The sequence below is a fragment of the Actinomadura terrae genome (assembly GCF_022751215.1).
GTDB classification, from domain to species: domain Bacteria; phylum Actinomycetota; class Actinomycetes; order Streptosporangiales; family Streptosporangiaceae; genus Spirillospora; species Spirillospora terrae.
In genome coordinates, this window is sequence record NZ_JAICDG010000002.1 from 873,695 (window position 1) to 895,189 (window position 21,495).

Sequence of the window (21,495 nt, forward strand, 5' to 3'; positions counted from 1 at the left end):
TTGGTTGGGCCTTCACGTTGTGGCGCGTGTGGCCGGACGCTCGGGTTGCTTCCTGAGTGGCGGGTTGGTTCGACCTCGGGACGGTGGCATAGGTGGCCAGGTGCTCGGGCTCCTTCCCTGTGCGGCGCGGGTTTGGGGGCCTTGGGTGGGGCCGGGGGGTTGGGCTGTTCTTTCTGTGCGGTGTGGGGGTGGTTGGGCCTCGGGTTGGAGCGCGGGGGGCCTGGGCGGGGACGGTTGGTTGCACGGGTTTGGCCTCCTGGGTTGGCGCGGGTTGAGGGGGTGTTCAGGATGGTTTGGCTTTGGGTGGTTGCGTCAGGGGGTTATGGGGAGTGGAGAGGCACGACCAAGGTGGGACTTGGGGGTGTTTGCGGATGCGGCCGCGTGGTGGGTGCGGAGGCGGTGGGTGGACGGGGGATGTGGCGGTTCGGTTTGGTTTCGGCCGTCGTCGTGTGTGCGGGCGGGGCGGGGGAGCGGGCAGTTCGGCGATCTTCGGGCGAGGGTGCGGGAGGGCCTGGCAGGGTGGGCAAGGCCACGTCCACCTCGTCGCCGAGCAGGTCGGCTTTGGGGGATTTCCTGGCTACGCTGGCGCAGTGAGCGGCGCCACAACGAGGTGGCGCATTCTCTAGGGGAGTTGTTGATGGGCGGCAAGCTCGACCAAGCGAAGGACGACCTGCTCAGGAGGGCCGCGGAGACATGTGCCCAGCGCCCCGGGGGCAAGGGCGGGGACGTGGAGGAGGCCGTCGCCTACCTCCGCCTCTACTACCGGCACGTGGCGCCCGAGGACCTGCTGGCGCGGGACCCCGCCGACATCTGCGGCCCGGCGATGGCGCACCGGCTGCTCGGCGAGGAGCGGCCGCAGGGGCGCGCGAAGGTGCGGGTGTTCACGCCGACGCTTGAGGAGTACGGCTGGGACCCGGGCCACACGGTCGTTCAGGTTGTCACCGACGACATGCCGTTCCTGGTCGACTCGGTGACGATGGAGCTGAACCGGCACCAGCTCTCCACCCATCTGATCGTCCATCCCCTGCTCGGCGTGGACCGCGATGTCGCGGGCCAGATGCGGGCGTTCCGCGGCAAGCTCGACAGCGCCACCGACATCGACGAGTCGTGGATCCACATCGAAGTGGACCGCACCAGTGACCGTGCGCGACTGGACGTGCTCGAAAAGGATCTCCTTCGCGTCCTGCAGGATGTTCGGGTCGCCGTCGAGGACGAGCCGAAGATGCGCGCCCGCGCCGGGGAGATCGCCGCCGCGATCCGGGAGGCCGCGCCGCCGCTGCCCGCCAAGGAGCTCGCCGAGGGCGTCGAGCTGCTCGACTGGCTGGCCGACGGCCACTTCACCTTCCTCGGGTACCGCGACTACACGCTGACCGAGGGCACGGACGCCTCCGAGGGGCGCGGGACGCTCGGGCTTCGGCCCGAGCCGGGCACGGGGCTCGGCATCCTGCGCAACGACAAGCGCGAGTCCGACAGCTTCGCCTCCCTGCCGCCGGAGGTCCGCGAGAAGGCCACCGAGAAGCACCTGCTCGTGCTCACCAAGGCGAACTCGCGCTCGACCGTCCACCGGCCGCTGTACCTCGACTACATAGGGGTGAAGAAGTTCGACGAGTCCGGGGAGGTCATCGGCGAGCGCCGGTTCCTCGGCCTGTTCACCCACGTCGCCTACAGCGAGTCGATCGCGCATGTGCCCGTCCTCAAGCGGAAGCTCGAGGAGGTGCTGGAGGAGGGGGGGTTCACCCCCGACAGCTACGACGGCCAGGACCTCATCGAGATACTGGAGAGCTACCCGCGCGACGAGCTGTTCCAGATCTCCGTCGACGACCTGCTGTCGATCTCGCTGGGCGTGCTGCGGTTGCGCGAGCGCAGGCAGCTGAAGCTGTTCCTGCGCAAGGACCTGTACGGGCGCTACATGTCGTGCATGGTCTACCTGCCGCGCGACCGGTACACCACGCAGGTCCGGCTGCGCATCCAGCAGATTCTGCGGGACGCGTTCGAGGGCGTCAGCGTCGACTACAGCGCGAACGTGACCGAGTCGATGCTCGCGCGGCTGCACGTGGTGGTGCGGGGTGAGCGCGGCCGTCCGCTGCCCGACGTGGACGTGGACGACCTGGAGGCGCGCCTGGCGAACGCGACCCGCTCGTGGGGCGATGACCTGGCCGACGCGATCGTCGAGCAGTGCGGCGAGGAGAGTTCCGGAACGCTCGCGCGACGCTACGCCAACGCCTTCCCCGAGGGGTACAAGGCCGACTTCCCGGCCCGTACCGCGGTCGCCGACCTGCGCCGCCTCGACGTGCTGACCGGCGACGAGGACACCTCGATCAACCTGTACGAGCCCTACGGCGCCGAGCCCGGCGAGCGGCGCCTGAAGATCTACCGGCTGGGCGAGCCGATCTCGCTGTCGCGGGTGCTGCCGCTGTTGCAGAACATGGGCGTCGAGGTCATCGACGAGCGGCCGTACGAGATCGCGACCGGCGACGGGCAGCGGTACTGGATCTACGACCTCGGGCTGCGGTACGTCCCGCCCGTGGACGTCCCGGAGGAGGCCATCAAGGGCCTGTTCCAGGAGGCCTTCACCGCGCTCTGGCGCGGCCAGATCGAGAACGACGGCTTCAACGCCCTCGTCCTGCACGTGGGGCTGACCTGGTGGCAGGCGATGATCCTGCGCGCCTACGCGCTGTACCTGCGCCAGACCGGCACCACCTTCTCCAAGCGCTACATCGAGCAGGTGCTGCTGCGCAACGCGCAGATCACGCGGCTGCTGATCCGGCTGTGGGAGAGCCGCCTCGACCCCACGCTCGCGGGCGGTGAACAGGAGCGCAGCCTCGGCATCACCGAGGAGCTCCAGGGCAAGCTGGACGAGGTCGCCAGCCTCGACGAGGACCGCATCCTGCGCGCCTACCTGGCGATGATCCAGGCGACGCTGCGCACGAACCACTACCAGCGCAAGCCGTACCTGGCGGTCAAGTTCGACCCCGAGGGCATCCCGGACCTGCCCCAGCCGCGTCCCATGTACGAGATCTTCGTGTACTCGCCGAAGGTCGAGGGCGTGCATCTGCGGTTCGGGTCCGTGGCGCGCGGTGGGCTGCGCTGGTCGGACCGGCGGGAGGACTTCCGCACCGAGATCCTCGGCCTGGTGAAGGCGCAGGCGGTGAAGAACACCGTCATCGTGCCCGCGGGGGCGAAGGGCGGCTTCGTCGGCAAGCAGCTCCCCGACCCCGCGGCCGACCGCGAGGCATTCATGCAGGCGGGCATCGCCTGCTACAAGGACTTCATCTCCGGCCTGCTCGACATCACCGACAACCTGGTGGACGGCAAGGTCGTCCCGCCGCCGAACGTCGTTCGCCACGACGGCGACGACACCTATCTCGTGGTCGCCGCCGACAAGGGCACCGCGACGTTCTCCGACATCGCCAACGGTGTCGCCGCCGAATACGGATTCTGGCTGGGCGACGCGTTCGCGTCGGGCGGCTCCGTCGGATACGACCACAAGGCCATGGGCATCACCGCGCGCGGTGCCTGGGAATCCGTCAAGTACCATTTCCGCTCCCTCGGTAAGGACATTCAGCGCGAGGACTTCACCGTCGTCGGCATCGGCGACATGTCCGGCGACGTGTTCGGCAACGGGATGCTCCTGTCGGAGCACATCAAGTTGGTCGCGGCGTTCGACCACCGGCACATCTTCCTCGACCCGGACCCCGACCCCGCCGCCTCGTTCGCCGAGCGGCGCCGCGTGTTCGAGCTGCCCCGCAGCTCGTGGGCCGACTACGACACCTCCCTGATCTCCAAGGGCGGCGGGGTCTTCCCCCGGACCGCCAAGTCGATCAAGCTGAGCCCGCAGATCAGGGCCGCCCTCGGCATCGAGGACGGGGTCAAGGCGATGACCCCGTTCGAGCTGATCCGCGCCGTGCTGAAGGCGCCGGTCGACCTGCTGTGGAACGGCGGCATCGGCACCTACGTCAAGTCGTCGGTCGAGAACAACGCCGACGTCGGCGACAAGGCCAACGACCCCGTCCGCGTGAACGGCGAGGAACTGCGCTGCAAGGTCATCGGTGAGGGCGGCAACCTCGGCCTGACCCAGCTCGGCCGCATCGAGTTCGCCCGCGAGGGAGAGCGCCGCGGCGCCGGGGCCCTGGTCAACACCGACTTCATCGACAACTCCGCCGGCGTCGACACCTCCGACCACGAGGTCAACATCAAGATCCTCCTCGACCAGGTCGTCCGGGACGGGGAGCTGACGCGCAAGCAGCGCGACGGGCTCCTGTACGAGATGACCGACGAGGTCGGCCGGCTCGTGCTGCGGGACAACTACGCCCAGAACGTGACGCTCGCCGCGTCTCGCGCGCAGGCGGCCGCGATGCTGCACGTCCACGCCCGCCACCTGCGCAAGCTGGAGCGGGACGGGCGGCTCAAGCGCAGGCTGGAGTTCCTGCCCGACGACAAGGCCCTCGCCGAGCGGCGCCAGTCGGGCCTCGGGCTGACCAGCCCCGAGTTCTCCGTCCTGCTGGCCTACGCCAAGCTCACCCTCGACGCCGAGATCGTCGCCTCCGACCTCGCCGACGACCCGTACCTGGAGTCGTGGCTCGTCGACTACTTCCCGACCCCGCTGCGCGAGCGGTTCCAGAGCTACATGGACCGCCACCCCCTACGCCGGGAGATCATCACCACCGCCGTGGTGAACGACCTGGTCAACAACAGCGGCTCCACGTTCGTGTTCCGGATGAACGAGGAGACCGGGGCGTCCTCCTCCGACATCGCGCGCGCGTACCTGGTGGCCCGCGAGGTCTTCGAGATGCCGCGGTTCTGGCGGTCGGTGGAGTCGCTCTCGCACCAGGTCGAGGAGTCCACGCAGGTCGCGATGCTGCTGGAGGCCCGGAAGCTGACCGAGCGCGGAGCGCGCTGGCTGCTGCACAACCGGCGGCCCCCGTTCGACATCCGCGAGACGATCGACTACTTCTCCGGCGGCGCGGCCACGCTCAGCGGACGCCTTCCCAAGGTGCTCGTCGGCTTGGACCTCAACGCGTTCGAGCAGCGCAGGGACGGCTTCGCCGAACTCGGCGTGCCGGACGACCTGGCCGAGCAGTGCGCGATGCTGGTCGCCGCCTACTCCACGTTCGACCTGGTGGGCATCGCCCACGAGACGGGCCGTCCGGTCGAGGAGGTCGCCGAGGTGTACTTCGACCTCGCCGACCGGCTCCAGCTGTCCCGGCTCCGCGAGCGGATCATCGCACTGCCCCGCGACGACCGCTGGCGCTCGATGGCCCGGTCCGCGCTCCGCGACGACCTGTACGCCGCTCATGCCGCCCTCACCCGCGACGTCCTCGTCACGAGCGAGCCCGGCGGACAGCCCGAGGAGCGCATGGTGCGCTGGGCGGAGAAGAACCAGACCGCGGTGCTGCGCGCCCAGCAGACGCTCAGCGAGATCTGGGAGAGCGACAGCTTCGACCTCGCGACGCTCTCGGTCGCCCTCGGTTCCATCCGCACCCTCGTCACGGCCAGCTCCCTCCCGTCCACCGAGGCCTGACCGGCCCCGGCTCGACTCCGTGCCGCCCGCCCCACCTGGGGCCGGGCGGCACGCTCGTCTCCATCTTCGACACCACGAGCCCACCCCAAAAGTGGAACGCCATTCTGTGGATAACCCCCGCCCCCGAAGATGATCAACCCCCTTGCCCCGCCGAACCACGCACGCCCACGGCCGGGTGCCCATGGGCGGCGACAATGCTCGGGGCATGGTGGATGCAGCGCGTCTGCTGGTGATGTAGCGAGAGTTGCCGAGTGTGCTGGAGGCGGGCGGATTAACCGACGGTGCGCGACGACGTGGCGGGCGATGGCGGGTGCGCAAGACGTGGTGAGCGGACGGCGGGTGTGCTGGAGTTGGGCCAAGCGCTGGCGGGCTGCGCTGGGAGCGGCGGCATATGAGGACGTGTCTGTCCGTGCCTGGCGTGCTGGCGGTGGGTGGGCGTGGCCATCGGCGGTGGGAGAGGACGTGAGACGGCGTTGAGGCCGTCCTGGGCGAGGGGTCAAGCAGGCGGGCAACGGCGGTATGCGAGGACGTGACGGTTCGTTGGCTCGCGTACTGGAGGCGTGGCGGGCGATGGCGGGTGTGCTGGAGCCGGGGTGAGTGGACGGCGGGTGTGCTGGAGATGGGCCAAGCGCTGGCGGCGGCGGTATGCCAGGACGTGTTTGGCCGTGACTGGCGGGCTGGATGTGGGCGGGGTGGTGGGCAGTGGCGGTGGGGGAGGACATGCCACGGCGTTGAGGCCGTCCTGGGCGAGGGGTCAAGCAGGCGGGCAACGGCGGTATGTGAGGACGTGACGGTTTGTGGCTCGCGTACTGGAGCTGGGGCGCGCGGGTGTCGGAGTGGGGCAGGGTGAGCGGGCGGCGTGCGAGGACGGCGCGTCGGGGGTGGCCTGAACGGTGCCGAGCAGGGGGAGGGTGGTGAGCGAAGCGGTACGGCGATGTGATGGACGTGGCGCACATGGCGATCGGCGATGAGCGCGAGGTCTGGCCGGACGTGGTGGTTGTGGTGGGTGGGGCAGTGGCGGTGGGGGAGAACATGCCACGGCGGTGAGGCCGTCCTGGGTGAGGTCAAGCAGGTGGGCGGCGGCGGTACGCGAGGGCGTGCCGGTTCGTTGGCTCGCGTGCTGGAGGCGGGGCGGGCGGTGTTGGGGTGGGGGCACGGTGAGCGGGTGGCGTGCGAGGAGGTGGCGTGCGATGTCGCCGTAGGGGCGTGGTGAGCGGAACGGTGCGGCGGTGTGATGGACGTGGCACACATGGCGTTCGGCGACGAGCGCGGAGTTCGGCCGGACGTGGCGGTTGTGGTGGGTGTAGCCAACGTCCCTGCATGGCTAGCGATGGCGGCGGGACAGACGGTGAGCCGCGCAGGTACGGCGGGGGCACGGCGGGCGATGTGAGGAGTGTGGTCGGTGCCGCGTAGCGAATGGTGGAGGGGGAGGGCAGGGGACGGCGCCGGTACGGCGGGTGGCGGCGGTGTGGCAGGCGGGGGTAGTGCGGTGAGTGGTGGCGTGGGAAGGCGAGCGGCCGTGGTGTGTGGCGGGTGGCGGTGGTGCGGCGGGTATCGGCGGTGTGGCGAGTGGTGGTGGGGGAGGGAAGGTGCAGGGACGGTAGGGCGAGTGGTGGCGGTGGGGCGGGTGGGGTGGTGCGGCGACCGGTGACGTGATGTGGCGAGCGGGCGTGGTGTGGCGAGCGGGCGTGGTGTGGCGAGCGGGCGTGGTGTGGCGAGCGGTGGCGTGAGAGGGCGAGCGGCCGTGGTCTGGCGCGCGGTGGCGGTGTGGTGGGCGGTGGTACGGGAGCGTAGGTGCAGGGATGGTACGGCGAGTGGCCGCAGTGTGGGGGTGGGCGGTACGGCGTGGGAGGGCGCAAGGGGCGGTGCGGCGGGTGGCGGCGGTGTGGCGGGGGTGTTGCCAGTGGAGGTTAGGGGCAGTGCGGCGGCGCGGGGTGGGGCATTTAGCGGACATTCTACATTCGCTGAGTGACAACACGGTTACTCTGCGATGATGCTCCGTGGACCGGACCACCGTCTCCACTTCGGGGGGCTTCATGCCCAAACGTGTCATCACCATTCTGTCGCTGGGTCCCTGCCTGGTCGTCGCCGCGTTGGCGGCGGGCTGCGGGGGAGAGAGTTCGTCCGCAGGGACGGATCCGCCGGCGTTGACCAAGGCACAGGCGCAGCAGGTGCTCACGTCGTTCACCGACGGGGCGAATCGCGCGGGCAAGACACTTGACCGCAGCGAACTCACAGGAATCGAGGCTGATCCGCAGCTGTCGATGGACGGGGCGTCGTTCAAGCTCCGCAGGGTCATCCGCCAGCGGCCGCCTACGCTGCGGTTCGACCGTGCCGCGTTCTACATTCCGCGCATGAGCGGATATCCGCGCTGGTTCGCCGCCGACGCCAGTACCGGGGCGGGTAAGCAGTCGACGCGGCATGCGCTGCTGTTCACGCAGGCCACGGCCGGGGCGCCGTGGCTACTGGCCGCGGACCCGTTTCCGTCGGACGCCGCACTGAGCCGTGTGGCGCTCGACGCGGAGGGGTACGCGACTTCGGTAAGCCCAGGGGCGGGGGAAGGGCTTCCCATAGCGCCCGCGAAACTGCCCGATACGCATGCGGCGCTGCTGATGGGCGGGTCGTCCGCGCCCGGCTCGTCCGTTCTGGCGGACGGACCGAGGACGAGCCAGACCGTCGAGGCGCTGCGGCAGGGCAGGACGATGCTCGCCAAGCGGGGGATCTCGCTCTCGTCGAGGTTCTCGGCGGCCCCGTACGGGGTCTATGCGCTGCGTACCAAGGATCGCGGCGCCCTCGTCTGGTATGTCCTGAAGCAGAGCGAGGCGTATTCCACCGCGAAGCGGGGCAGGCTGGCTGTGAGCGGAGATCTTGTCGGGCTCGCTCCCGCCAATTCCGTCCGGAACCGCATGGACTCGACAGTCCTCGTGCAGTATCTGGCCACCGTTCCGCCCAAGGGCCAGGTGACGGTCAGCGGTATGTACCGCAAGGCCGTTACCGCACACGGTTCCTGAACTCCGTCGGGTGCCGGGGCGTTCCCGCTCTTCTGACCGCTGCAGCGGGACCGCCACCGGCATCCGACGGGCCTGTCCGATGGCGCCGCCACCACGGCCCCCGTCCGATGACGCCGTGCCCACGGGCCCCGTCCGATGGCGGTGTGCCGAGGCCCCTCCGAGTGTGGCGTCCCGATGCGCCTGTTCTCCGGGGGCGTGCGGCCGGGCCTGTCGGATGGCGGCGTGCCCAAGGGTCTCTCCGAGGGTGGCAGGCCGACGCGATTGTTTTGCGGTGGCGTGCTCACGGGCCCGTTCTACGGCGGTGTAGCGGCGCGTCCAGCCGATGATGGCAGGCGGCCCAAGGAGTCTTGACGCGCGTTCGTCGACGACCGGGTCCGTTTGTGGCAGACGGCCTAGTCAGTGCTCACGCGCCTGATCTGAGGCTGTGGCGAGCCAATGCGACCGGATCGGGGTCGCGTGTCTCAGTGACGGAAGCCCGCCCCTTCGCCTCGTGCGGACGGCCCGGTTACGCGGTCTCCTGCTGGCGCATCCAGCGGATTTCCGCCTCGATGAACTCGTCGATGTCACCGTCCAGGACGGACGTCGGGTTGCCGACCTCGACCCCGGTGCGCAGGTCCTTGACGATCTGGTACGGGTGCAGGACGTAGTTGCGGATCTGCGTGCCCCAGCTGCTGGTGCCCTCACCGCGCAGCGCGGACATCTTCTCCGCCTCCTCCTGGCGTTTGCGCTCCAGCAGCTTGGCCTGGAGCACGTTCATGGCGGTGGCCTTGTTCTGGAGCTGGCTCCGCTCGTTCTGGCACGACACCACGATCCCCGTCGGGATGTGGGTGATGCGGACGGCGGAGTCCGTCGTGTTGACGCCCTGACCACCCGGCCCGGACGAGCGGTACACGTCCACCCGGAGTTCGCTCTCGTCGATGTCGACGTGGTCGCTCTGCTCGACCACCGGGACGACGTCGAGCCCGGCGAACGAGGTCTGGCGGCGGCCCTGGTTGTCGAACGGCGAGATGCGGACGAGGCGGTGCGTGCCGTGCTCGCCGCGGAGCGTTCCGTAGGCGTAGGGGGCCCGCACCGTGAACGTGGTGGACTTGATGCCGGCCTCTTCCGCGTAGGAGGTGTCGTAGACCTCCGTCGGGTAGCCGTGCCGCTCCGCCCAGCGCAGGTACATCCGCTGGAGCTGCTCGGCCCAGTCGGCCGCGTCCACGCCGCCGGCCTGGGCGTTGATCGTGACGAGCGCCTCGCGGGCGTCGTACTCGCCCGACATCAGCGTGCGCACCTCAAGTTGCTGGACGGCCTTCTGGAGGGAGACCAGCTCCTCGTCGGCCTCGCTGCGCGTGTCGGCGTCGTCCATCTCCTGGGCGAGCTCGTAGAGGGTCGCGATGTCGTCGTGCCGCTGGCGCAGGCCCTCGACCCGGCTCAGCTCGGCCTCCAGGTACGACAGGCGGCGCGTCACGGTCTGGGCGCGCTCCTGGTCGTTCCACAGGTCGGGGTCGGCCGACTGCTCGCGCAGCTCGGCGATGTCACGCCGCATGCCGTCGAGATCCAGCACCTGCTCGATGCCGGTGAGTGTCGAGCCGAGCTCCTTGAGCTGCTCTTCGGGTTCGATGGCTGCCACAACCCCGAGCCTATCGCCGTCCCGGTAGTGCCCGAGCGTCCTGACATTACGCTGTGGATGGCAGAATCACGAAGAGGTCGATCATCGCGATCGGCGTGGGGTTGTTTCCGGCCGGGGGATGGAGCTGTGCGGAGGATCTCTCGGGCCGTCGTGGCGGTCGTGTTGCTGCTCGCGGCCGCGGGTTGCGCCGAGGAGAAGAAGTCCAGCGTGCCGCCTGCTACTCCCATGCCCACGCCTTCACCGACGCTTCCCGTGCCGCTGACCCCTCAGGTGGCGGAGAAGGCGTTCAACACCTACATCACTGACGAGGACGTGGCGCGCGCTGCTGGGGACGAACGCCTCGCCATGACCTGGACGTCGGGCGGGCAGGCCCTGCTGACCGCCGCGGAGTTCCGCAAGGCGGCCTTCGACGGTGACCCCGTCCGACGCTTTTCCTATAAGAAACCCAAGCTGTACGTACCGAAACTGAAGCCGGACGGATACCCGCAGTGGTTCATGGCGTCGGTGCAGCGGTCCGTCCAGGGCAAGGACAAGAGCGAACGTACCGCGCTGATGGCGTTCATCCTGCGCTCGCCGTCCGACCGCTGGCACCTCACGATGGCGACGCTGCTCTCGAAGAAGGCCAAGGAGCCGAAGGTCGTCGTCGACCGCGAGGGGTACGCGGAGGCACTGGGCAAGGACGACACGTCGGTGGTGATCCGCCCCAGGGACGTGAGCGGTATCCAGGCGACGATCGCCGCCGAAGGCGGACGCAGCGTGGCGGCGAAGGTGATGCGGCACGGGTCCGTCACCACCGGCTACTACCAGCAGGCGAGGCGTGACAAGAAAAAGGCCAAGGAGAAGGGCCTCACGCTGCAAGTCGTATACACGGCGACGCCGTATCCGTACTTCGCGCTACGCACGGAGCACAACGGTGCCCTGGTGCTCTACTCCCTCTTCCGCAGCACGTCGCTCGTGGCCAAGGATCCGAAGACGCCCAAGCCCGAGATCCCGTCCGACGCGGAACATCTCCTGGACGGGACCGTCGAGGGCAACGAGGTCGACACCTCGTCCGTGCTGCATTTCGCGGCCCTCGACCCGGCCCGGGCGAAGAAGGGCGAGTCGCAGTCCAAGGCCAGCGTCATCGCCGATGACGGCGCGGTCTCCAAGGCCACGACCCCGCCCCCGAAGAAGCCCTAGCCCCGTCCCGAAGAAGCCCTAGCCCAGTCCCGAAGAAGCCCTAGCCCAGTCCCGAAGAAGCCCTGGCCCGTCGCCGCAGCCAGGTCAGTGGACCCTGGGCAGACCCTGGGCCACCCCTCAGTAGACCCGCTGGAGGACGAGCGCGACGAACAGGAGCGCGACCAGGCCCGCCAAGACGAGGGCGGGCGGTATCGAGGGGCCGTGGCGGTGCAGTTCGGAGCGGGCGGCCCGGCAGGTGGGGCAGCGGCCCTCGACCACCGGGTTCGAGCACCGGGCGCAGATCAGATGTTCGCAGCTCATGTCGTGGGCCCCAATCTCCGTGAACGGCACGTGGGTCCGTGCGGGTGAGAACGTCGATCGACGACCTATTAGGTATCTTTCGCCATCATCCAGCGTAGCCGGACTGTATGGTCGTTCCGGCAAGTCCGGGAGCTTGACGGCATGAAACAGGCCTGACGTCGGGAGACGGTTGCATGGCACTGATTGGATGCAGGGCAATGATCGGACACCATCACCCTCCCCGGCGTGTCGCGGTCCGGCGGGCGGCCGACACGCCGTTACGGGCCGCCATTCCCGGTCATGCGCGCCACGTCGAGCGGGACGAGGTAGTTGACTGTCCCCTCTACACTGCTCGAAGGCTCCACGGTCCACCCGGCCGCGAAGCCCGGCGACCAGGCCGTGGGCCACGGATTTCGTCCGTGGTCACAGGTCGGGCCGCTCCCCAACCCCTAGACTGAACCGCCGTGATGCAGCCGTGATCCATTTCGACAACGTCACCAAGGTCTACCCGAGCCAGAACCGGCCCGCCCTCCAGCACGTGAACGTCGCCATCGAGAAGGGCGAGTTCCTGTTCCTGGTGGGGCCCTCCGGTTCCGGCAAGTCGACCTTCCTGCGCCTCGTCCTCAAGGAGGAGCGTCCTTCCCAGGGTCACGTGCATGTGGCGGGCAAGGACCTGAGCAGGCTGAGTAACTGGAAGGTGCCGCACCTGCGCCGCAGGATCGGCTGCGTCTTCCAGGACTTCCGGCTGCTCCCCAACAAGAACGTCTTCGAGAACGTCGCGTTCGCCCTGGAAGTGATCGGCAAGCCGCGGCGCTTCATCGGCAAGGTCGTTCCCGAGGTCATCGACCTGGTCGGTCTGGAGGGCAAGGCCCATCGGATGCCGGACGAGCTGTCCGGCGGCGAGCAGCAGCGCGTCGCCATCGCGCGGGCGTTCGTGAACCGGCCGATGATCCTGCTGGCGGACGAGCCCACCGGCAACATCGACCCCGCCACCTCCATCGGCATCATGAAGGTGCTGGACCGCATCAACCGGACCGGCACCACCGTCGTCATGGCCACCCACGACGCCGCGATCGTCGACGCCTTCCGCAAGCGCGTCGTCGAGCTGGAGGACGGACGGGTCGTCCGCGACCAGTCGCGCGGCGTCTACGGCCAGGCCTACTGACATAACGGGGGCCTGACCGGAAAGGCCGCCGCCACCCCATCTGAACCCAACGATTCTTGCCGGGGCGTACGACACCCCAGACGTACGAGACACCCGCAGCGGGCCCGCGCGGCGCGGCGCCCACGCTTCCGGCGGGACACAGGCGATCAAGGACAGCGAGGCATGCGCGCACAGTTCGTTCTCCAGGAGATCTGGATCGGTCTCCGCCGGAACATGACGATGACGATCTCCCTCGTCATCACCGTCGCCATCGCCATGGCACTCTTCGGCACAGGGCTGCTCCTGCGCAACCAGGTGGACGCGTCCAAGAGCTACTGGTACGACAAGATCGAGGTCTCGATCTTCCTGTGCGCCAAGACGAGCTCCAACGACAGCTGCCAGAAGCAGGACGTCACCCCCGAGCAGCGGGACGCGCTCAAGACGCAGCTGGAGAAGATGCCGCAGGTTTCGAGCGTCCAGTACGAGAACAAGCAGCAGGCGTTCGCGCGGTTCAAGGACCGTTTCGCCGGTTCCCCCGGATTCGTCCAGAGCACCCGCGAGGGCGACATTCCCGACTCGTTCCGGGTGAAGCTGAAGAAGCCCGACGAGTACAAGGCGGTCGCCCAGGCGATGCTCGGCCAGAAGGGCGTCGACACCGTCATCAACGAGCAGGAGATCCTGAAGAAGTTCTTCCGGATTCTGAACGGGCTCCAGGTCGCGGCGCTGCTGATCGCGCTGATCCAGGTGGTCGCGGCGGTGCTGCTGGTGGGCAACACGGTCCGCCTGTCGGCGTTCAACCGGCGCCGGGAGACGGGCATCATGCGGCTGGTCGGCGCGTCCAACACCTATATCCAGATGCCCTTCATCCTGGAAGGCGCGATCGCGGGACTGATGGGCGGGCTGATCGCCTCGATCCTGCTGGTGTTCAGTAAGATGTTCCTGATCGACCGGCTCGCCAAGGACCTCCAGATCGTCAGCAAGCTCGGCTGGGACAATGTCATTCTGGTGATCATCCTGTCGATATGCTTCGGCGTGCTGCTGTGCGCCCTGGCCTCGTTCCTGACGCTGCGGAGATACCTCAGAATCTGATCGGCGCCGCTGGGCCGGGAGACCGGATCGGCCGGACCGGCCCAGCCGTCCAGGATCGATCCGGGTGAACCGGACGCGGCAGGTCGCCGTCTGAGGAGAGCGGGCGGCGCCGAAAAAGCGGTTCCACCCCCACCGCGCGGCCCTCGTAAGATCGCGTACGGACGGGAAGGGGCTCGGTGCAGGAACCGATGCCGGACAAGGACCGAGGCTGATCACGTGCCACGCGACACAGGGCGCAAGCTCATCGCCCAGAACAAGCGGGCCCGCTACGACTACCACATCGACGACACCTGGGAAGCGGGCATGGTGCTCATGGGCACCGAGGTCAAGGCGCTGCGTGCCGGACGCGCGTCCCTCGTCGACGGCTACGCCCACGTGATGGACGGCGAGGTGTGGCTGGAGCACGTCCACATCCCCGAGTACACGCAGGGCACCTGGACGAACCACGCGCCCCGGCGGCGCCGCAAGCTGCTCCTGCACCGCCGCGAGATCCAGAAGATCATCGCGAAGTCGTCGGAGCCGGGGTGGACTCTGATCCCGCTCGCGCTGTACTTCAAGGACGGCAAGGCCAAGGTCGAGATCGGGCTGGCCCGTGGTAAGAAGGCCTACGACAAGCGCCAGGCCATCGCCAAGCGGGAAGCCGATCGGGAGATGCAGAAGGCGGCGGCCGCCCGGTTCAGGAGACGGTGAAGGGTGTCGATGATCCAGCGAGGCCGGTCGATGGACGAACCAGGCGAGCCGGATCTCCAGCGCGCCGACGCGCGGCCCCGGCGCGGACGCCGCCGCGCCCCGCGCAGCTCGCGCGCCGTGTGGCGCCGGGCGACCGCGATGGTGGCCTGCGGTGGACTCGTCGGCGGGCTGACGACGGGCTGCTGGGCGGAGCCGTCCGCGATGCCCGCCGTCCGCGACTTCCTCATCGCCTGGGAGGTCGGCAACTACCCGGCGGCGGCGAAGCGGACCATCGGCGCCGACCGCGCGCAGGTCTCCGCCGCGCTCGGCCAGGTCCGGGCTCAGCTGGACGCGGCGTCCCTGCGCCTCGCGCTGGGCGTCACCGGCCAGGACAGCGACGCCAAGGCGATCGACAAGAAGGGCGACGAGGCGGACGCCAACTTCTCGGTGAAGGTCGACCTCGGCGAGAACGGCCAGCCCTGGACGTACAAGGGGCAGATGCACCTGCGCCGCAAGGGCGGCAAGTGGAAGGTCGTCTGGGACCCGTCCATCATCAACCCGATGCTGAAGCCGGGGCAGCGGCTCGCGGTGCAGACCGACGTGCCCAAGCGCGCCCCGATCACCGACACCCAGGGCCGCTCGCTGCTGCGCGAGGTCGGCGCCTACAACGTCGGCGTCTTCCCCGGAAGGCTCGCGAACCCGCAGCGCACGCTGGAGGAGCTCTCCCGGCAGACCAAGATCGACGGCGGTCGGCGGCTGGACTCCGAACGCCTGCTCGGACGCGTCAGGTCCGCGCCGCCGCAGCGGTTCCTGCCGCTGGTGACCCTCCAGGTCCCCGAGCACAACGCGTTGATCCAGCGGCTCCGGCAGGTCAACGGGCTCGCCTTCCAGGGGGTGCACGTCCCGATCGCGCCCGTGTACGCGCCGGAGCTGGTCGGCACCCTCGGCCCGGCCACCGCCGACCGGCTCCAGCAGGTCGGCGCCCCTTACCAGCCCGGCGACACGATCGGCGTCAGCGGCGTCCAGCTGCTCCAGCAGCGCCGCCTGGCGGGCACCCCGACCGTGCGGATCGTCGCGCAGGACCCGAGCGGCAAGAACACGCAGGTGCTGCACGCCTGGAACGGCCAGCAGCCCCAGGAGGTCCGCACCACGATCGACCCCGGCTACCAGCGCAGGGCCGACTACGCCCTGAGCGGGCTGACCGTCCCCGGGTCGCTGGTGGCGCTGCGTCCGGCCACGGGTGAGATCCTCGCCGTGGCCAACCAGGGGACGAACGGCCGCAACCTGGCGTTCGAGGCACACTATCCGCCCGGTCTGACATTCGGGATCGTGTCCGCCGAGGCGCTGTTCGCCCACGGCGGGATGACCCAGTCCACCAAGACGACCTGCCCCGGGACCGTCACGATCGGCGGCCTGACCTTCACCAGCAAGGCACGTCCCGCCGCCAGCTTCGCGAACCAATTCGGGGCGTCCTGCCGGACGGCCCTCGCCCAGCTGGGGAGCAAGCTCGACGCCAAGACGATGGTCGCCGAGGCGGCCAGGCTCGGCATCGGCAAGGACTGGGGGCTCAACGTCCCCGCCTTCACCGGCTCGGTCCCGCCGCCCGCCAACGACGCCGAGAAGGCCGCCACCATGGTCGGCGAGGGCAAGGTCCAGGTCAGCCCGCTCGCCATGGCCCTCGTGGCCGCCGCCGCCCAGAACGGCACCTGGAAGGCCCCCTACGTCCTCAAGGACCTCTCCAAGGCCGACCAGATCCCGCCCACCAACCTCCAGTCCGAGGCCATCTCCAGCCTCAAGAAGCTGCTCTCCAGCTCCGTCCGGACGGGCCTCGCCGCCCCCGCCCGCGTCTCGGGCGACGTCGTCGGCGTCGCCGCGCTGCCGACCATCACCGAGAACGGCCGCCAGAAGGAGATCTCCTGGTTCGTCGGCTCGCGCGGCGACCTGGCCGTCGCGATCGCGATCGAGGGCCACGTGTCCGCCGCGAACCGCGCCGCGAAGTTCTTCACCGCCCCCGCCGGCCGGGCCCGCTGACGCGGTTTTGACGAGCCTTTACCCGCCCGGACGCAACCACCCCGCCCTCCGCCTGCGTCTTCCTGGGTGACTGGGCCTCCGCTCGGGGGGTTGCGGAACCCAGTCGCCGTGATGAGACCAGAGCCTCGTCTCGGGGGAGGCTCTGCCGTCCGGGCCGGCCCGACCCTGCCGGTCGACCCCGGTGGGCGCGCCCAACCACGCGCCCACCGGGGTTCACGCGTCCCCCGGGAATACACGTTGCCGGACGCAGCGTTAGCTTGTAACGTCGTCGTTCGGACGTCTTCGACGGCCGTTTGACAACTCAACATGGGGGTGACCGGCTTCGACTTCGGTCGATCGAGCCAGGGGAAGCGGGTCGAGGGTTGCTGTCGTGACCTCGTAAATCCTGTGACAGCAAACCAATAACTGCCAACAAGAAGCAGTCCGAGTTCGCTCTCGCCGCCTGAGGCGAGTAGCGAACTCTGTCAGCCCGGGAGCGTCTCCGACCCGGGGTCTGGCATCGTAAGGAGACTCCACCTGCAAGCCCGGTCGCGGGACCTGTAGGGAAACCAAACAGCGACTGAGCCCGTCGGCGACACGCCTGCGTGAGCGCCGGGGCTGAGAAAACGCCAAGCAGGCTGCACCCGGAGAAGCCCTGACTCATTACCGAAGGACGCGGGTTCGATTCCCGCCACCTCCACTCTGGGCGACGTGTGCTCAGGCCCGCTTCGCGGGGCCTTCGCCGTGTCGTTCCGTTGTGTTTTCTGGGGGGCGACCCCCAGACCCCCGGTGTGGGGGCTCCGCCCCCACGCCCCCTCCCGGCTCGGGTTGTTGATTTCGCTTGGGTTTTGGCCGTGCACGCTCAGCGTGCACGGCTTTTTTTTTGTGTGTCCGCCGGGGCTCGTTGTTGGCGGGCTTGTCGGGCGAAGACAGCCTTGCGCCCGGTGGCTCTAGGTGCCCGCGTAAGCAGGGCGCGTCCGGTCGTGGAGCGGCAGTCGTAGCGACGTGTGATTGTGGCGTCGGTTCCGCTCTACCCGCCAGCCTTGCCCTCGCGCTTTTGAGCTGCGTCAGGCGTTCTGGGGGCTGCCTAGGAGCCAGTTGCCGGGGGCGTCCTCGTCGGGGCTGAGGTAGAACTCCGAGATGGCCGTCCGGAACTCGTCGTGGCTGATCGTGCCGTCGCCGTCCCGGTCGAGGCGGCGGAAGGCCTCGCCCGAGGTACGCGGGTCGATGCCGAGGGCGTCGTACATGCGGACGTACTCGTCCTCGCTCAGGACGCCGTCGCGGTTGACGTCCAGGGCGCTCATGAGCGAATTGACGATTCCCATGATGATGCGGTCGAAATTCGCCGGTGCGGTGACGCTTGCGAGCATGGTCCCGATGAACTCCTTTCGGCCCACCTCCTCGTCGGGGTGCTTGTCGCCGTCCTCTCGCAGCAGATCCCACCACGCCATGAAGGCGTGCTTTATTGCGGACTTGTTCTCCTCGTCGTCCGGAGAGGCGAGGGCGACGAACAGTTCCGCCATCTGCTCGAAGTCGCCCAAGGTCAGCCATCCATCGCCATTCTGATCGATCCACTGGAACAGCGTGGTGAACTTCTTGACCTGTGCCGTTGTCGACATGAGAACCTCCCGGGAGGGATTCGCCGTGTCATCATTACAACACGAACGAAGTCGACCGACTACTCCTTGCCTACGGATACCGGAAGGTATATTGAATCGGTCGCAAGACCTGAGAATCATTGAAAGCGAAAAGAGCTGGTTGCGGCATGATCCCCCTTTTCAGGGTGCCGGTCACCGCCGGTCGGCGCATGTCCAGATCGACGAAGGCGGTCAGTACGTAGTGGCCGGCGTCGGCAGGGTGCGGCGATCGTGGTGCGCTGCCGGGGGGTGGGTGGACGCGGTCGGGCGTTAGTCCGCTGCGACGGCGCGCTGGACGGTCTCGCGGAGCAGGGCGCGGCGTCGATCATGTGCTTCGGCGGGTTCCCGGGCGGTCGCCGCGTAGACGTTGCTGACGGGTGACCAGGCCATGGACATGGCGATGACCAGGGCCATCACGTCGAACGGGTCTCCCTGGCGCACCCGGCCGGCGGCCTGGGCCTCGGCGATGGCGCGCAGTTTGCCGTCGTCGACGCGGTCGTGGTCGTCGACGAGATGGCCGGACGGGCGGCGCTCCAGGCGCGCCCAGGTGGCCAGCCGGATCAGGTCGGGGCGGCGCAGGTACTCGTCGTAGAGGCGCACGGCCCAGTCCGCCAGGTCGGTGGCGTCGATCGGCGCGACGTTCATGATCCGCTCCAGCGAGCCGAAGAAGATCGTGTCGAAGAGCTTCTCCTTGTTGCCGAAGTAGGCGTAGAGCTGCGCCTTGTTGGTGCGTGCGGCGGCCACGATCCGCTCCCTGCGACCAGTGCCCCAGGCAACTCGGGGCTCCCCTCATTCTGGTGCGGACCGTTCGTCCATTACCTTCTTGGCCTGTTCGACGGCCTGAAGCACGCGCGGGAACCCGATGTAGGGCAAGCATTGGGTGAAGACCTCGATGATGTCGGCCGGCTCGACACCGACGTTCAGTGCCGAGTTGACGTTGGCCTTCATGGGCTCGTAGTCGACTCCAAGGGCCGCCAGTGCTGCCAGGCGCACGAGCTGCCGCTCGCGCATGGGCAGCCGCGTCCGGCTGTAGACGTCGCCGAACACGAATTCCAGCAGGTAGCGTTCGAGGTCGGGGGCTATCTCGGCGAGTTCGTCGAGCATCCGCCGGCCGTCGGTCTCGTTGACCTGTCGCATCGTCTCCAGGCCGCGCTGGTAACGGTCGCTCGGAACATCCACCAGGACTCCCCGCCGTAGTGCTCACTCATCAGGACCGATCACGTCACGCGCCGCGAAGATCTCCGGAAACAGCGGGGCGTTCACCAACTCGGTGAGATAGGGGACGCCTCTCGTCCCTCCCGTGCCCGGCCGCTCGCCGATGATACGGCGCACCGTCCGCATGTGCCGGAAACGCCAGAGCTGGTGCCTTTCTTCCAGTTCGACGAGTCGCTCGGCCATTTCGTACTCGGCCGTGTACCGGTCGCGGTGCTCATAGATGTGACGCAGGACGGCGACGACGGCCTCGTCAGGCTCCTGATCTCCGGAGTACCGGCGGTCCCGGCAACCGCGCGGTAGGGGATGTCCCGCGCGCAGCAGGAACCAAAGGAAGTCGTCGTACAGCGTCGGCTCGTGCAGCGCGCGCTCAAGCAGCCGCCGCTGCATCGACCATTCGTAGTAGTCCAGATATTCTGGACGCTTGTTGCCGAGTCTGAATTCCACTGCCCGCAGTTGAGCAGACTGGAAGCCGCTGGCCCCGCCCAGTACGGAGCGAAATTCGGTGAAGGCGTCCGGGGTGAGCGTCGCGATCACGGTCCACTGGCTGATCATCTGTGCCTGGATGGCGTAGACGCGGTCGACCACGCGGAAGGTGCCGGCCAGATCGTCCGCGCTGAGCAGGGATTGGACGCGGGACATCTCGTGCAACATCAGCTTGGCCCACAGTTCGGCCGTTTGGTGCTGGATGATGAACAGCAGTTCATCTGGGTGCGGTGGCTCCGCGAGCGGACGCTGCGCGGTGAGGAGCCGGTCCAGGCTCAGGTAGCTCTCGTAGGTCAGGTCGTCGCCCTGGCCATTCCGGCGTGAGCGCTTCAACATGTGCGGCCCCACGAGAAGCCCGCCGCGCTGAGGCGGCGCAGCGCGGTCTCGACGGTATCGCGGGACGGCGCCAAGAACATGCGCACGAAGGGGAACGGGTTGGGCGCGCCTCTGTCCGCGGACGGCTCGGGGGTCATGGTCCCCGCTCCGAGCAGCACCCCGGTTTCGGCCAGGCACTCGCGTCGGAACCTGGTCACACCGTCCTGGATTCGCCGGTATGCTGGTGGCAGCGGGAATACCAGATAGCTGGTGCAGTTGCCCAAGTTAAAGGAGCCGACCGGGTAGTCGAGTTCCCGGACGAGAAAATCGGCAACTAACGCTCGATTCTCGGTGCAGATCCGCCGGAACCACTCCAGATAGTCCTGTGACTCCGGGCTCTGCAACCATCGCGCCATGGCATATTGCAGTGGGACCGCGCAGGTGAAGGATCGATTCAACATATTCTCGTTGACGAGCCGATCGATCGTATCCGGCGATCCGGTAACGGCTCCGATCCCCCATCCATTGCAGTTGAACTGCTTGCCGAGCGAGCGGACCGCCAGCCACCGCCCTGCTGGACGAGGGTGATCTTCCAGGAGTAGCCGCAGGGCGGGAGTGGCAGTGATGCCCACATCGGCCACGCCGAAATAGGCGTCATCGATCAGGATGCCCGCACCGGCATCGACGGCGGCGCCGAGGATCTGCCGGACGTTGTCCGCGTGCCAGTTGATCCCCGTGGGGTTGTGCTGGGCATTGACGACGACGATGGCGTCGCCTGGATGATCGAGGTTCCGCAGCGCCTCCGCCACCTCCGCGGAGTCGGGCTGAAACGACTCCTCGGCGCGCAGCGGCAGAAAGTTGAACCGGAAGCCCAAACCGCTGAACACGCCGTGATAGTCCCAGCCGGGGGAATGCGTGATAACCATCGGGTGGTGGCGGGCTTCCTTCCGAAACAGTCTTCCGAAGTCGTACATGCTGTTGCGGGTTCCCGAGCAGGCGACCGCGACGTCGAAGTCCGCACTCGCGTCGGGCGCCGTGGGAAGCCCTGCCGTCTCGGGGATGTACGTGCGCAGGGTGTGCTGCAACAGGGGCAGCCCGTACTGCGAGATGACGTAGCCGTGGACATGCTGGGGAAGATCGACGCTGAGCAGCCGCGTCAGGCCGTCCGGTGCCTGGCACCACGTCTCGCCGATGCTGAGGAATATCGGCTCGCCGTGCTGCGAACCGGCCTTGAGGTAATCGTCCACCCACACGGCATCCACAAAGCGGCGACGGACGCTTGCGTCCTCGATTACTTCGGGCAGGATCGATGGCATGTCCGGCCTCCG

General features: G+C 68.4%; 14 protein-coding genes and 1 other RNA gene. 8 read left to right on the forward strand and 7 right to left on the reverse strand.

What is annotated here, in order from left to right; translation table 11 throughout:
- Positions 1–637: 637 nt before the first annotated feature.
- Both K2F47_RS14110 and K2F47_RS14115 read left to right on the forward strand, forming a co-directional pair.
- Entirely contained in the window at positions 638–5,521 is a 4,884-nt protein-coding gene (locus K2F47_RS14110) for an NAD-glutamate dehydrogenase (RefSeq protein WP_242903303.1), read from the forward strand.
- 2,000 nt (positions 5,522–7,521) lie between these two features.
- Complete coding sequence (locus K2F47_RS14115) at positions 7,522–8,532, forward strand: DUF8094 domain-containing protein (RefSeq protein ID WP_242903304.1); 1,011 nt, start codon at positions 7,522–7,524, stop codon at positions 8,530–8,532.
- A 505-nt stretch (positions 8,533–9,037) separates the two neighbouring features.
- Here the strand turns inward: K2F47_RS14115 and prfB are convergent.
- A complete protein-coding gene (gene prfB, locus K2F47_RS14120; RefSeq protein WP_242903305.1) occupies positions 9,038–10,147 on the reverse strand; it encodes a peptide chain release factor 2 in 1,110 nt (369 codons plus the stop codon).
- Between the two features lie 126 nt (positions 10,148–10,273).
- Between prfB and K2F47_RS14125 the strand changes: the two genes are divergently transcribed.
- On the forward strand, positions 10,274–11,326 hold the full coding sequence (locus K2F47_RS14125; RefSeq protein ID WP_242903306.1) for a DUF8094 domain-containing protein: 1,053 nt from the start codon (positions 10,274–10,276) through the stop codon (positions 11,324–11,326).
- Between the two features lie 117 nt (positions 11,327–11,443).
- Here K2F47_RS14125 and K2F47_RS14130 read toward each other — a convergent pair whose 3' ends face one another.
- Positions 11,444–11,626, reverse strand: coding sequence for a hypothetical protein (locus K2F47_RS14130; RefSeq protein ID WP_242903307.1), 183 nt, complete (start codon positions 11,624–11,626; stop codon positions 11,444–11,446).
- A gap of 454 nt (positions 11,627–12,080) precedes the next feature.
- On the opposite strand from K2F47_RS14130, the gene ftsE reads away from it, so the two are divergent.
- The 5 genes from ftsE (at position 12,081) to ssrA (ending at position 17,220) form a co-directional block, all read left to right on the forward strand.
- Positions 12,081–12,770 (forward strand): cell division ATP-binding protein FtsE, encoded by a 690-nt coding sequence (gene ftsE / locus K2F47_RS14135; RefSeq protein ID WP_067453578.1) that lies wholly within the window; start codon positions 12,081–12,083, stop codon positions 12,768–12,770.
- A gap of 162 nt (positions 12,771–12,932) precedes the next feature.
- The gene (gene ftsX, locus K2F47_RS14140) at positions 12,933–13,838 is read left to right on the forward strand and encodes a permease-like cell division protein FtsX (protein ID WP_242903308.1); all 906 of its coding nucleotides are present in this window, start codon (positions 12,933–12,935) and stop codon (positions 13,836–13,838) included.
- Positions 13,839–14,054: 216 nt separating this feature from the next.
- Positions 14,055–14,528 carry an SsrA-binding protein SmpB gene (gene smpB, locus K2F47_RS14145; RefSeq protein WP_242903309.1) on the forward strand — a complete coding sequence of 158 codons (474 nt, stop codon included), beginning with the start codon at positions 14,055–14,057 and terminating at the stop codon, positions 14,526–14,528.
- 30 nt (positions 14,529–14,558) lie between these two features.
- Positions 14,559–16,538 carry a penicillin-binding transpeptidase domain-containing protein gene (locus tag K2F47_RS14150; RefSeq protein WP_242903310.1) on the forward strand — a complete coding sequence of 660 codons (1,980 nt, stop codon included), beginning with the start codon at positions 14,559–14,561 and terminating at the stop codon, positions 16,536–16,538.
- Positions 16,539–16,846: 308 nt separating this feature from the next.
- Positions 16,847–17,220, forward strand: a transfer-messenger RNA (tmRNA) gene (ssrA, locus tag K2F47_RS14155).
- 364 nt (positions 17,221–17,584) lie between these two features.
- Here ssrA and K2F47_RS14160 read toward each other — a convergent pair.
- From K2F47_RS14160 to K2F47_RS14180, 5 genes are all read right to left on the reverse strand, one after another.
- Complete coding sequence (locus K2F47_RS14160; protein WP_242903311.1) at positions 17,585–18,136, reverse strand: EF-hand domain-containing protein; 552 nt, start codon at positions 18,134–18,136, stop codon at positions 17,585–17,587.
- A gap of 288 nt (positions 18,137–18,424) precedes the next feature.
- Positions 18,425–18,898, reverse strand: coding sequence for a TetR/AcrR family transcriptional regulator (locus K2F47_RS14165; protein ID WP_242903312.1), 474 nt, complete (start codon positions 18,896–18,898; stop codon positions 18,425–18,427).
- 45 nt (positions 18,899–18,943) lie between these two features.
- Complete coding sequence (locus K2F47_RS14170) at positions 18,944–19,333, reverse strand: carboxymuconolactone decarboxylase family protein (RefSeq protein ID WP_242903313.1); 390 nt, start codon at positions 19,331–19,333, stop codon at positions 18,944–18,946.
- A gap of 21 nt (positions 19,334–19,354) precedes the next feature.
- The gene (locus K2F47_RS14175; RefSeq protein WP_242903314.1) at positions 19,355–20,188 is read right to left on the reverse strand and encodes a tryptophan 2,3-dioxygenase; all 834 of its coding nucleotides are present in this window, start codon (positions 20,186–20,188) and stop codon (positions 19,355–19,357) included.
- Complete coding sequence (locus tag K2F47_RS14180; RefSeq protein WP_242903315.1) at positions 20,182–21,483, reverse strand: pyridoxal phosphate-dependent aminotransferase; 1,302 nt, start codon at positions 21,481–21,483, stop codon at positions 20,182–20,184. Before K2F47_RS14180 ends, K2F47_RS14175 begins: the two co-directional genes overlap by 7 nt.
- Positions 21,484–21,495 lie beyond the last annotated feature (12 nt).

Bases quoted from the DNA above. Each gene is read 5' to 3' on its own strand.
- K2F47_RS14110 (WP_242903303.1), top strand. From the start codon at position 638: ATGGGCGGCAAGCTCGACCAAGCGAAGGACGACCTGCTCAGGAGGGCC.
- K2F47_RS14130 (WP_242903307.1), bottom strand. From the start codon at position 11,626: ATGAGCTGCGAACATCTGATCTGCGCCCGGTGCTCGAACCCGGTGGTC.
- K2F47_RS14180 (WP_242903315.1), bottom strand. From the start codon at position 21,483: ATGCCATCGATCCTGCCCGAAGTAATCGAGGACGCAAGCGTCCGTCGC.
- K2F47_RS14175 (WP_242903314.1), bottom strand. From the start codon at position 20,188: ATGTTGAAGCGCTCACGCCGGAATGGCCAGGGCGACGACCTGACCTAC.
- K2F47_RS14160 (WP_242903311.1), bottom strand. From the start codon at position 18,136: ATGTCGACAACGGCACAGGTCAAGAAGTTCACCACGCTGTTCCAGTGG.
- K2F47_RS14150 (WP_242903310.1), top strand. From the start codon at position 14,559: ATGGACGAACCAGGCGAGCCGGATCTCCAGCGCGCCGACGCGCGGCCC.
- ftsX (WP_242903308.1), top strand. From the start codon at position 12,933: ATGCGCGCACAGTTCGTTCTCCAGGAGATCTGGATCGGTCTCCGCCGG.